Source organism: Pseudomonas syringae group sp. 26L6, from assembly GCF_032587815.1.
Taxonomy (GTDB): domain Bacteria; phylum Pseudomonadota; class Gammaproteobacteria; order Pseudomonadales; family Pseudomonadaceae; genus Aquipseudomonas; species Aquipseudomonas amygdali.
This window is the reverse complement of the sequence record NZ_JAWHPJ010000057.1, coordinates 85,505-97,848: the sequence shown is the minus strand read 5'-3', so window position 1 is coordinate 97,848 and position 12,344 is coordinate 85,505. Positions and strand designations below refer to the sequence as shown.

The 12,344-nt window shown below is 59.6% G+C and carries 9 protein-coding genes; 1 reads left to right on the top strand and 8 read right to left on the bottom strand.

What is annotated here, in order from left to right:
- Nucleotide 1: 1 nt before the first annotated feature.
- The 3 genes from rraA to ppsA form a co-directional block, all read right to left on the bottom strand.
- On the bottom strand, nt 2-490 hold the full coding sequence (gene rraA / locus RYA97_RS25335; protein ID WP_004659258.1) for a ribonuclease E activity regulator RraA: 489 nt from the start codon (nt 488-490) through the stop codon (nt 2-4).
- Nucleotides 491-577: 87 nt separating this feature from the next.
- On the bottom strand, nt 578-1,570 hold the full coding sequence (locus RYA97_RS25330; RefSeq protein WP_002553038.1) for an alpha/beta fold hydrolase: 993 nt from the start codon (nt 1,568-1,570) through the stop codon (nt 578-580).
- A 161-nt stretch (nt 1,571-1,731) separates the two neighbouring features.
- Nucleotides 1,732-4,107, bottom strand: a complete 2,376-nt coding sequence (gene ppsA / locus RYA97_RS25325) for a phosphoenolpyruvate synthase (protein ID WP_046835258.1) — start codon at nt 4,105-4,107, stop codon at nt 1,732-1,734.
- Between the two features lie 205 nt (nt 4,108-4,312).
- On the opposite strand from ppsA, the gene RYA97_RS25320 reads away from it, so the two are divergent.
- Nucleotides 4,313-5,131 carry a pyruvate, water dikinase regulatory protein gene (locus RYA97_RS25320; RefSeq protein WP_002553036.1) on the top strand — a complete coding sequence of 273 codons (819 nt, stop codon included), beginning with the start codon at nt 4,313-4,315 and terminating at the stop codon, nt 5,129-5,131.
- A gap of 44 nt (nt 5,132-5,175) precedes the next feature.
- On the opposite strand, the gene prpF is transcribed toward RYA97_RS25320, so the two are convergent.
- From prpF to RYA97_RS25295, 5 genes are all read right to left on the bottom strand, one after another.
- Nucleotides 5,176-6,366 carry a 2-methylaconitate cis-trans isomerase PrpF gene (gene prpF / locus RYA97_RS25315; RefSeq protein ID WP_005746080.1) on the bottom strand — a complete coding sequence of 397 codons (1,191 nt, stop codon included), beginning with the start codon at nt 6,364-6,366 and terminating at the stop codon, nt 5,176-5,178.
- 120 nt (nt 6,367-6,486) lie between these two features.
- Nucleotides 6,487-9,078: a Fe/S-dependent 2-methylisocitrate dehydratase AcnD gene (gene acnD / locus RYA97_RS25310; protein WP_046835257.1), complete on the bottom strand. Its 2,592-nt coding sequence runs from the start codon at nt 9,076-9,078 to the stop codon at nt 6,487-6,489.
- 69 nt (nt 9,079-9,147) lie between these two features.
- Nucleotides 9,148-10,275, bottom strand: coding sequence for a 2-methylcitrate synthase (prpC, locus tag RYA97_RS25305; protein ID WP_004659242.1), 1,128 nt, complete (start codon nt 10,273-10,275; stop codon nt 9,148-9,150).
- 297 nt (nt 10,276-10,572) lie between these two features.
- The gene (prpB, locus tag RYA97_RS25300) at nt 10,573-11,466 is read right to left on the bottom strand and encodes a methylisocitrate lyase (RefSeq protein ID WP_316893308.1); all 894 of its coding nucleotides are present in this window, start codon (nt 11,464-11,466) and stop codon (nt 10,573-10,575) included.
- Complete coding sequence (locus RYA97_RS25295) at nt 11,463-12,170, bottom strand: GntR family transcriptional regulator (protein WP_316893306.1); 708 nt, start codon at nt 12,168-12,170, stop codon at nt 11,463-11,465. The genes prpB and RYA97_RS25295 overlap by 4 nt, the downstream gene beginning before the upstream one ends.
- Nucleotides 12,171-12,344 lie beyond the last annotated feature (174 nt).

Sequence of the window (12,344 nt, the reverse complement as noted above, 5' to 3'; positions counted from 1 at the left end):
CTTATTCCGGCATGGTCAGGGGTGAAGGGGAAATGATGACGCCATTGTTGTCGGCATACAGATACTCTCCCGGACGGAAGGTCACGCCACCGAAGGTGACCAACACATTCAGGTCACCGATTCCGCGTTTCTCGGTTTTTTTCGGATGGCTGGCCAACGCCTGAACACCCAGGTCGGTCTGCGCGATGACGTCAACATCGCGGATGCAACCGTAAATCAACATGCCTTCCCAGCCGCTTCTGGCCGCTTTCTCTGCCAGCATGTCACCGAGCAAGGCACAACGCAGCGACCCACCACCGTCGACCACCAACACCTTGCCCTTGCCGTCGAGCTCGACCTGCTCCTTGACCAGCGAGTTGTCTTCGAAACATTTAACGGTGACGATCTGGCCGCCAAACGAATCGCGACCGCCAAAATTGCTGAACATCGGCTCCACGACCTGAATCAGGTCCGGATAGGCGTCACACAGATCGGGGGTGATGTAGTGCATAAGGTCAACTCCTGTCTCGCGAATGGTACGGATCGGCCTGATGAATCAGGCGCGACCGGCTGACGCTAACCATAGCGACTTTAACCGCTAACTGCCCACCGCCGCCTGAAACTCTACAACCTGTTCAGGAACAGACTGCCCGTTCAGCCACTCGATGACCCGCGGCCAGACTTGTTGCTGCGCGGCCTTGCTGACCAGCATGCGCACATGGTCGAAGTCTTCGTCAAAACCGTGCTCGCGCCCCAGGCAAAGAAACTGTTTGTGCTGCGCTGCGCCGATCTGATCAAACAGCGTGCGACAGGCCCACACCGGGTCCTGATGATCGCCAGCCGCAGCAACGGCCAGCACCGGCACCTGAACCTCCTTCAGCCCGGCCCACCAGTTGTTGTCGCGCTCGCCAAAACGCCCGAACAGCCCGTGCCAGCGCAGGCTTTCCAGCACCAGCCCTATTGGCTCGTCTTCCGGCCCACGCTTGAAACGCGGCCCTGAAACATGTTCGAAGGACCTGAGCAACAGCCGCGCGGACCATTGCAGCGGCGGAATTTTCAGCGGCCAGTACGTGCGGCTGACCTGACTGCCGAATAGCGCCACCGACGCTGCAGTGTGCGGCCCCAGGTACTGGCCGCCCAAGGCCGCCGCCAGGGTTGTGCCGCCCAGCGAGTGCCCCATCCAGTGCGGTATCTGACCACTTTGCTCACAGACAAAAGCGGCAATGGCGGGCACGTCGAAACGGGCATAGTCAGCCACACAATTGGCGCGGTAGTTCTGGTTGCGTGCCGACAAGCCGTGCCCGCGCATTTCCGGGATCCATACGTCATAACCGGCACGCGCGAGATACGGCCCCAGACCGATACCTTTGGGCGAATACCAGAAGCGCCGGTTGGAAAAACTGCCATGCAGCAGAATCACCGGGATGCCGCGCACGTCGGGCTGATCGACCAGCCCCAGTCGGGTCACCACCAGCTCGACGCTGGGGTCGGGGCTGTTGGCCGGCTTGAGACGGTAGACGTCCTCGACAAGGTCGCCGCGACGCTCGGCGCTGATCAAGGCAACGGGAAAAAGCTGGCTACTGCTTTGCATATCACTCTTTATCTGGCTTGACAGACGGTATGAAACAACGCGCTCCGGGGCTATCGCGGCACGCCATAAAAAAGGCGGCTTCCGAAGAAACCGCCTTTTTCAAACACCTGAACCAAATGACGGTTCAGGCCACCCTCGCGTCACACGAAGGCCGTGTCGCCTCAGACAGGTGCCTGCGCCTCGGCGAGGAAGAACCAGGTTTCCAGCACCGAATCAGGGTTGAGCGATACGCTCTCTATCCCTTGATCCATCAGCCAGCGCGCCAGATCCGGATGATCGGAAGGACCTTGTCCGCAGATGCCGATGTACTTGCCCGCCTTGTTGCACGCCTGAATGGCATTGGACAGCAACTTCTTGACCGCAGGGTTACGCTCGTCGAACAGGTGAGCAATCACGCCGGAGTCGCGATCAAGGCCAAGTGTCAGCTGGGTCAGGTCGTTCGAGCCGATGGAGAAACCGTCGAAATACTCGAGGAACTCTTCGGCCAGAATCGCATTGGACGGCAACTCGCACATCATGATGATGCGCAGGCCGTTTTCGCCACGTTTCAGGCCATTGGCGGCCAGCAGGTCGATGACCTGACTCGCCTCACCCAGCGTCCGGACGAATGGCACCATGATCTCGACGTTGGTCAGGCCCATATCTTCACGCACGCGCTTGAGCGCACGGCACTCCAGCTCGAAACAGTCGCGGAAGTTCTCGCTGATATAGCGCGACGCACCTCGAAAGCCCAGCATCGGGTTTTCTTCTTCAGGCTCGTATAGCTTGCCGCCGATCAGGTTGGCGTACTCGTTGGACTTGAAGTCCGAGAGGCGCACGATGACCTTTTTCGGCGTGAACGCGGCAGCCAGGGTGCTGATACCCTCGACCAGTTTGTCGACGTAGAAACCGACCGGGTCATGGTAACCGGCGATGCGCTTGTCGACACTTTCCTTGATTTCCGGTGGCAGCAGCGAATAGTTGAGTAGCGCCTTGGGATGCACGCCGATCATGCGGTTGATGATGAACTCCAGACGCGCAAGACCAACACCGGCGTTGGGTAACTGGGCGAAATCAAACGCACGATCCGGGTTGCCGACGTTCATCATGATCTTGAACGGCAGCTCGGGCATCGCATCGACCGAGTTGGTCTTGATGTCGAAACCCAGCTCGCCTTCAAAGATGTAGCCGGTGTCGCCCTCTGCGCAGGAGACCGTTACGCCCTGGCCATCCTGCAGCGTCTGAGTGGCGTTGCCACAACCGACCACTGCCGGAATGCCCAGCTCGCGCGCGATGATCGCGGCGTGGCAGGTACGACCGCCACGGTTGGTGACAATTGCGCTGGCGCGCTTCATGACCGGTTCCCAGTCAGGGTCGGTCATGTCAGACACCAGCACGTCACCAGGCTGGACCTTGTCCATCTCGGACACGTCCTTGATGATCCGCACCTTGCCCGCGCCGATGCGCTGGCCGATGGCACGACCTTCGACCAGCACCTTGCCGGTCTCCTTGAGCAGGTAACGTTCCATGACGTTGGCCGAGGCGCGGCTTTTCACGGTTTCCGGACGCGCCTGCACGATGTACAGTTTGCCGTCGTCACCGTCCTTGGCCCATTCGATATCCATCGGGCACTTGTAGTGCTTCTCGATGATCATTGCCTGTTTAGCCAGTTCCGAGACTTCGGCATCGGTCAGGCAGAAGCGCGCACGATCAGCAGGCTCTACGTCGATCACCTTGACCGAACGACCGGCCTTGGCTTCTTCGCCGTAAATCATCTTGATGGCCTTGCTGCCCAGATTGCGCCGCAGAATCGCCGGACGGCCGGCAGCCAGCGTGTCTTTATGCACGTAGAACTCGTCCGGGTTGACCGCGCCCTGCACAACCGTCTCGCCCAGGCCGTAGGCACCGGTAATGAACACCACATCGCGGAAACCGGATTCGGTGTCCAGAGTGAACATAACGCCCGCCGTTCCGGTTTCGGAGCGCACCATACGCTGCACTCCAGCCGACAGCGCGACCAGCTTGTGGTCGAAGCCCTGATGCACGCGATAGGAAATGGCACGGTCATTGAACAGCGAAGCGAAGACTTCCTTGGCAGCGCGGATAACGTTCTCGACACCGCGAATGTTCAGGAAAGTTTCCTGCTGGCCTGCGAACGAGGCATCCGGCAGGTCTTCAGCGGTCGCGGAAGAGCGCACCGCCACTGCCAGGTTCGGATTGCCGGCCGACAGCTCGGCAAATGCAGTACGAATCTGGGCGTTGAGCGTCTCGGGAAACTCGGCTTCCATGATCCACTGGCGAATCTGCGCACCGGTGCGGGCCAGGGCGTTGACGTCATCGACATCGAGCGCGTCCAGCGCCGCATGGATCTGATCGTTCAGACCGCTCAGCTCAAGAAAATCACGGTAAGCCTGGGCCGTAGTCGCGAAGCCGCCGGGCACTGAGACGCCAGCACCTGCGAGGTTGCTGATCATCTCGCCGAGGGACGAGTTTTTGCCCCCCACGTGCTCTACATCATGGACGCCGAGCTTATCGAGGGAAACTACGTACTCTACCAAGGTGATCTCTCCACTAACTGTGTTTGTTGTTGGGAAAAGCTCATTCACCCGAGCCACCGTTATGTGACCTCGGGCGTGTCTGGCCGGGCGCAGGCCCATGCCTTGAAACCGTGCCTTCAAAAAAGATGCACCTGCAGGCCCTCAGAGCCGGCAGGCACGCCTATGATAGCCAGAATTCGTCAACTGCTTAAGGCCTGGGTCAAAAATGAAACGATCTGCTTTCTTCATCTCGGACGGCACCGGTATCACCGCCGAAACCCTGGGCCAGAGCCTGTTGGCACAATTTGAAAACATTACATTCAACAAGTTCACCAGGCCCTATATCGACAGCGTCGAGAAAGCGCGGGCGATGGTACAACAAATCAATAATGCCGCCGACAAGGACGATGTGCGCCCGATCATCTTCGACACGATCGTCAATCAGGACATCCGCGAGATTCTGGCGACGTCCAACGGCTTCATGATCGACATCTTTTCGACCTTCCTTGCCCCGCTGGAGCAGGAGCTTAGTTCACACTCCTCCTATTCGGTGGGCAAATCGCACTCCATCGGGCATAACTCCAACTACATGGAGCGCATCGAGGCAGTCAACTTCGCGCTGGACAACGACGACGGCGCGCGGACGCATTATTACGACAAGGCCGACATCATCCTGGTTGGCGTGTCGCGCTGCGGCAAGACCCCGACCTGCCTGTACATGGCCATGCAATTCGGTATCCGGGCCGCCAACTACCCGCTGACCGAAGATGACATGGAGCGTCTGCAACTGCCTGCGGCACTCAAGGAACACCGCAGCAAACTGTTCGGCCTGACCATCGACCCGGACCGCCTCACCGCAATCCGTCACGAGCGCAAGCCAAACAGCCGCTATTCCAGTTACGCGCAGTGTGAATTCGAAGTGCGCGAGGTAGAGAGCCTGTTCCGCCGCGAGAACATTCCCAACATCAACTCCACGCACTTTTCGGTTGAAGAAATCTCTGCCAAGGTGCTGGTCGAAAAAGGTGTGGAGCGCCGCTTCAAATAACCATTGAAAGTAGCCGCATCAACTGATTTTTGCAGCTGACTGTTTCAGCCGTTTTGCTGTGGCACTCGCACCCAGCCTTCCATCAGCACTCTGGCGCTGCGGCTCATGAGGGCTTTGGTGACTTTCCAGTCACCGCCCTCCTGAACAGCCTGCGCGCCGACCCGCAATGTGCCGGAGGGATGACCGAAGCGCACCGCACTGCGCGCCTGTCCGCCAGCTGCCAGACTGACCAGCGTGCCCGGAATGGCGGCGGCAGTGCCGATGGCAACGGCAGCGGTGCCCATCATCGCGTGATGCAACTTGCCCATCGATACGGCACGCACCAGCAGATCGATATCCTTTGCCGCAACAGGTTTGCCACTCGATGACAGGTAATCGGCAGGCGCTGCTACAAAAGCCACCTTGGGTGTGTGCTGGCGCGTCGCGGCTTCAGCAATGCTACGAATCAGGCCCATGCGCACGGCACCGTGGGCGCGAATGGTTTCCAGATGGGCGAGCGCCTGCGGATCACCATTGATATCGCCCTGCAACTCGGTACCGCTGTAGCCGATATCGGCGGCGTTGACGAAAATTGTCGGGATACCCGCGTTGATCATGGTCGCTTTCAGGGTTCCGATACCGGGCACTTCAAGGTCGTCTACCAGGTTGCCGGTGGGAAACATCGAGCCACCTGCGCCCTCTTCGTCCGCTGCCGGATCAAGAAACTCCAGCGCCACCTCTGCGGCCGGAAAAGTCACGCCGTCCAGTTCGAAATCGCCGGTTTCCTGCACCTCGCCGTTGCTGACCGGCACATGGGCGATGATGGTCTTGCCAATATTGGCCTGCCAGATACGCACGATGACGACGCCGTTTTGCGGCACACGGCCAGCATCGAGCAGACCACTGGCAATAGCAAACGAGCCGACGGCCGCCGACAGGTTGCCGCAGTTGCCGCTCCAGTCGATGAAAGGCTTGTCGATGGACACCTGACCGAACAGGTAATCGACATCGTGATCGGCCTTGGTACTACGCGACACAATGACCGTTTTGCTGGTACTCGACGTCGCCCCGCCCATGCCGTCGATCTGCTTTTCATAGGGGTCTGGGCTGCCGATGACTCGCAGCAACAGTGCATCCCTGGCCGGACCGGGCGTTTGCGCGGCTTGTGGCAGATCATTCAGCCTGAAAAATACCCCTTTGCTGGTGCCTCCGCGCATGTACGTGGCGGGGATTCGGATCTGTGGTGGGTGAGCCATGAATTCGTTGTCCTGTTCAAAAAGCGCGCTGAGCGCTCAAAGTCGAACGCAGAGCGTCCAGAACGGCATGCCCACGCGGAGCATGGGCACGATAGTGTTTTTCCGCGCGCTTATCGTTCCTCACGCACCAGTCGTAGCCTCTAGAAAATCCTGGGCAAAGCGCTGCAACACGCCGCCAGCCTCATAGATGGAGAGTTCTTCGGCCGTGTCCAGACGGCACGTTACCGGCACTTCCACACGCTCACCGTTACGGCGCTGGATCACCAGCGTCAAGGTCGCGCGCGGTGTGCGCTGACCGACCACGTCGAATGTTTCGCTGCCGTCGATGCCCAGAGTCAGGCGGCTGGTGCCCGGTTTGAACTCAAGTGGCAGCACGCCCATGCCCACCAGGTTGGTGCGATGGATACGCTCGAAACCTTCTGCGGCAATGGCTTCAACGCCCGCCAGCCTGACGCCTTTGGCGGCCCAGTCACGGGAAGAACCCTGCCCGTAGTCGGCACCGGCAATGATGATCAACGGTTGCTTGCGGGCCATGTAGGTTTCAATGGCTTCCCACATGCGCGTAACCACGCCCTCGGGTTCGATCCGGGTCAGCGAGCCTTTCCTGACCTTGCCGTCGACCACCGCCATCTCATTGACCAGTTGCGGGTTGGCAAAGGTTGCGCGCTGGGCCGTCAAGTGGTCGCCCCGGTGGGTTGCGTAGGAGTTGAAATCCTCCTCCGGCAGGCCCATTTTCGCCAGATATTCGCCCGCAGCACTGTCCAGCATAATGGCGTTGGACGGTGACAAATGATCGGTGGTGATGTTGTCCGGCAGCACGGCCAGTGCGCGCATGCCCTTGAGCGTGCGCTCCCCGGCCAGCGCGCCTTCCCAATAGGGCGGGCGACGGATGTAAGTGCTCATCGGGCGCCAGTCATACAGCGGCTCGACTTTCGGCCCGGTGTGTTCTTCGATGGCGAACATCGGAATGTAGACCTGACGAAACTGCTCCGGCTTGACCGACGCCTGCACCACGGCATCAATCTCTTCATCGCTCGGCCAGATGTCCTTGAGGCGAATCTCTTTGCCATCGGCCATCCCGAGCACATCGTTTTCGATATCGAACCTGATGGTGCCGGCAATGGCATACGCCACCACCAGGGGCGGCGAAGCCAGAAAGGCCTGTTTGGCATAGGGGTGAATACGCCCGTCGAAATTACGGTTACCGGACAAGACCGCCGTGGCGTACAGGTCGCGGTCGATGATTTCCTGCTGGATCAGCGGATCGAGCGCGCCGGACATGCCATTGCAGGTGGTGCAGGCAAAAGCCACGACGCCAAAACCCAGTTGCTCCAGCTCCGAGGTCAGCCCTGCTGCGTCCAGGTATAGCGCCACGGTTTTCGAGCCGGGTGCCAGCGATGATTTCACCCACGGCTTGCGCAGCAGCCCCAGGCGGTTGGCGTTGCGTGCCAGCAGACCGGCGGCAATGACGTTGCGCGGGTTGCTGGTGTTGGTGCAACTGGTGATCGCCGCGATGATCACCGCGCCGTCGGGCATTTGCCCCGGCACCTCGTCCCATTGCCCGGCAATACCTCTGGCCGCCAGATCGGCGGTGGCAACCCGGGCATGAGGGTTGGAGGGCCCGGCCATGTTGCGCACCACACTGGACAGGTCGAAACTCAGCACCCGCTCGTAGTGCACCTCGCTGAGGCTGTCCGACCAAAGGCCAGTGTGCCGGGCATACAGCTCGACCAGTTTGACCTGCTCGTCCTCGCGCCCTGTCAAACGCAGGTAGTCGATGGTTTGCGAGTCAATGGAGAACATCGCCGCCGTCGCGCCGTATTCAGGCGCCATGTTGGAGATCGTCGCCCGGTCGCCCAGGGTCAGGCTCGACGCGCCTGCGCCATAGAACTCCAGGTAAGCGCCAACCACCTTCTGTTGGCGCAGGTATTCGGTCAGCGCGAGCACTACGTCGGTGGCGGTGATGCCTGGCTGGCGGCGCCCGGTCAGTTCGACACCAATGATGTCCGGCAGGCGCATCCACGAGGCGCGCCCCAGCATGACGTTTTCGGCCTCGAGGCCGCCAACGCCGATGGCAATCACGCCCAGCGCGTCGACATGTGGCGTGTGGCTGTCTGTTCCCACCAGCGTGTCGGGAAAGGCTACGCCGTCGAGCACCTGCACCACCGGCGACATTTTCTCCAGGTTGATCTGGTGCATGATGCCGTTGCCCGGCGGGATCACTTCGACGTTCTTGAACGCCTGTTTGGTCCAGTCAATGAAGTGAAAGCGGTCTTCGTTGCGACGGTCTTCGATGGCGCGGTTCTTTGCGAACGCCTGCGGGTCATTACCGTCGGATTCCACTGCCAGCGAATGGTCGACAATTAGCTGCACCGGCACCACCGGGTTTACCTGCGCAGGATCACCGCCCTGCGAGGCAATTGCATCGCGCAGGCCGGCAAGATCGACCAGTGCGGTCTGCCCCAGAATGTCGTGGCAGACCACCCGCGCAGGGAACCACGGAAAGTCCAGATCACGCTTGCGCTCGATGAGCTGGGTCAAAGAAGCACTCAAGGTCGCAGGATCACAGCGGCGCACCAGGTTCTCGGCCAGCACGCGCGAGGTATAGGGCAGCATGGCATAAGCGCCGGGCTTGAGCGCCTCGACCGCTGCGCGCGCATCGAAATAGTCCAGTCGGGTGCCAGGAAGCGTTTTGCGGAATTCACTGTTCATTGCGGGACTCGATCACGGAATGTTCGGAATGCGGGTGGGGAACTCGTCAGCGGTTCCCCTGCCCCCTTTTCAGCGCTGTTCGATGGGCACGAAGCTGCGCTGTTCGACACCGGTGTACTCGGCGCTCGGACGGATGATGCGATTGTTGGCGCGCTGTTCGAAAACGTGGGCGGCCCAGCCGGTCAGGCGCGAGCAGACGAAGATCGGTGTGAACAGCTTGGTCGGGATTCCCATGAAGTGGTACGCCGAGGCATGGTAGAAGTCGGCGTTGGGGAACAGTTTCTTCTGCTCCCACATGACCTTGTCGATGGCCTCGGAAACCGGGAACAGCACCGTATCGCCCACTTCGTCAGCGAGTTTCTTCGACCAGCCCTTGATCACCTCGTTGCGCGGGTCGGACTCCTTGTAGATCGCATGGCCAAAGCCCATGATCTTTTCCTTGCGTTCCAGCATGCCCAGCGTGCCTTTGGTGGCCTCTTCAGCCGAGGCGAAGCGCTGAATCATTTCCATTGCAGCCTCGTTGGCACCACCGTGCAGCGGGCCGCGCAAGGTGCCGATGGCTGCCGTGACGCAGGAATACAGGTCCGACAGCGTCGACGCGCAGACGCGGGCGGTGAAGGTCGAGGCATTGAATTCGTGCTCGGCATACAGAATCAGCGAGACGTCCATGACCTTGCGGTGCAGTTCGCTGGGCGCCTTGTCGAGCAACAGGTGCAGAAAATGCCCGCCGATGGAGTCTTCTGCGGAGGTGCAGTCGATACGCTTGCCGTCATGACTGAAGCGATACCAGTAGCACATGATCGCCGGGAACGCTGCGAGCAGACGGTCGGTTGAGTCGCGCTGCTGATCGAAGCTGCGCTCCGGCTCCAGGGTGCCGAGCATGGAGGCACCCGTGCGCATGACATCCATCGGGTGAGTGTCGGCGGGTATGCGTTCCAGCACTTCCTTCAAGGCCTGCGGCAGATCGCGCAGGCCCTTGAGTTTGTCCATATAGGCAGACAATTCGGCTTTATCAGGCAGTTCGCCGTACAGCAGCAGATAGGCAACTTCTTCAAAGCGAGCTTCGGCGGCCAGATCGCGCACATCATAGCCGCGATAGGTCAGCCCGGCACCGGCCATGCCCACCGTGGACAACGCCGTCTGCCCGGCCACCTGCCCGCGCAGTCCGGCACCACTCAATACTTTTGCTTCAGCCATGGTTCTCTCCAATTTTGTTTTTTTGATGTTGGACTGACTCTGGCTATCGTGCCAACGCCGGAGTGCTCATCGTTGTACACAAATCCGCTTTTGATTCTGGCCGAAGGCTGTGGGAGCGAACTTGTTCGCAAAAGGGCAGGTATGATCGCCAAAAATGCATAGCCTGAAACACCGAATTCGCGAACAAGTTCGCTCCCACGCCCTTCGGGCAGAAGCCTGAAGCCCTGATTAAGGGCTCCCCAATACTTTTTTATAGCGCTGAGCGCTGAAGCGTGGGAACGATAGTCAGATGTGCTTTTACCCTTTCTTCTGCGCAAACAGCGCGTCCAGTTTTTGCTCGAATGTGTGGTAGTCGATGGCGTCGTACAGTTCCATGCGCGTCTGCATGCTGTCGACCACGTTCTTCTGGGTGCCATCGCGACGGATTGCGCCATAAACATTTTCCGCAGCCTTGTTCATGGCACGGAAGGCAGAAAGCGGGTAAAGGACCAGCGACACGTCGGCCGCACGCAACTCATCGACGGTAAACAAGGGCGTAGCGCCAAATTCAGTGATATTGGCCAGGATCGGCACGCCTGCACGGTTGGCAAATTGCTTGTACATCGCCAGTTCGGTGATTGCCTCAGGAAACACCATGTCCGCGCCCGCTTCGATACAGGCCGCAGCACGCTCAAGTGCCGACTCCAGCCCCTCGACCGCCAGTGCATCGGTGCGCGCCATGATCACGAAACTGTCGTCAGTGCGTGCATCTACAGCGGCTTTGATCCGGTCGACCATTTCCTGCTGCGAGACAATTTCCTTGTTCGGGCGATGCCCACAGCGCTTGGCACCCACCTGATCCTCAATGTGAATCGCAGCAGCCCCGGCCTTGATCATCGAGCGCACGGTTCGCGCAACATTGAACGCCGAAGAACCGAAACCGGTGTCGACATCCACCAGCAGCGGCAGGTCGCAGACATCGGTGATACGGCGCACATCAATCAACACGTCTTCAAGACCGGTAATGCCCAGGTCCGGAATACCCAGTGAACCTGCTGCAACGCCGCCGCCAGAAAGGTAGATAGCCTTGAACCCGGCACGTTTTGCGAGCAGCGCATGATTGGCATTGATTGCGCCGACCACTTGCAACGGCTGTTCACTGGCGACCGCATCGCGGAAACGCTGGCCGGGAGTACTGTTGTTGTGACTCATTGTTCACCTCGGTCGGGAGCCGCCTGAAAGTGGCGCTCAATGTTGCGTCTGGATGCACCGATATGGCGGCGCATCAACAATTCAGCCAGCTCACCGTCGCGATCAGCGATGGCATCGAGAATGCGGTGGTGTTCGGCAAAGGCCTGACGAGGCCGGTTGGGCGTTGTGGAATACTGGATGCGGTACATGCGCACCAGTTGGTACAGCTCGCCACACAGCATCTGGCTGAGGGTACGATTGCCGCTGCCCTGAATGATCCGGTAATGGAAATCGAAATCACCCTCCTGCTGGTAATAGCCGATGCCCGCCTGAAATGCAGCATCGCGCTCATGGGTGTCAAGGACGCCCCGCAACTCATCGATCTCGGCCTGGGTCATGCGTTCGGCGGCCAGGCGACAGGCCATGCCTTCCAGAGACTCACGGATCTCATAAAGCTCTATGAGCTCGGCATGGCTGAGCGCGACGACCCGGGCGCCGACGTGCGGCACGCGCACCACCAGTCGCTGCCCTTCGAGCCGGTGAATGGCTTCACGCAACGGCCCACGACTGATGCCGTAGGTGCGAGCCAGTTCCGGTTCGGAGATCTTGCTACCAGGGGCAATCTCGCCTTTCACAATAGCGGATTGAATGCGTCGAAAAACGTTCTCGGAAAGGGTTTCCGAATCATCAACGACTGCCACTGCCTTCTCGACCGCATTCAGCATTGTCGACACCTTTAGTCTGTTAAGACGAAAATCTAGCCATAAACCGCAAATCAGTCAAAATAAAATAGGTGATTGTCGACAATATATCAAATGGACGTAAAAGCCTCCTGCAAGAAAACCTGAACAGACATACAGGTTGATCGCTGGCAGCGCCAAGGCTTCATGCTAGAATGC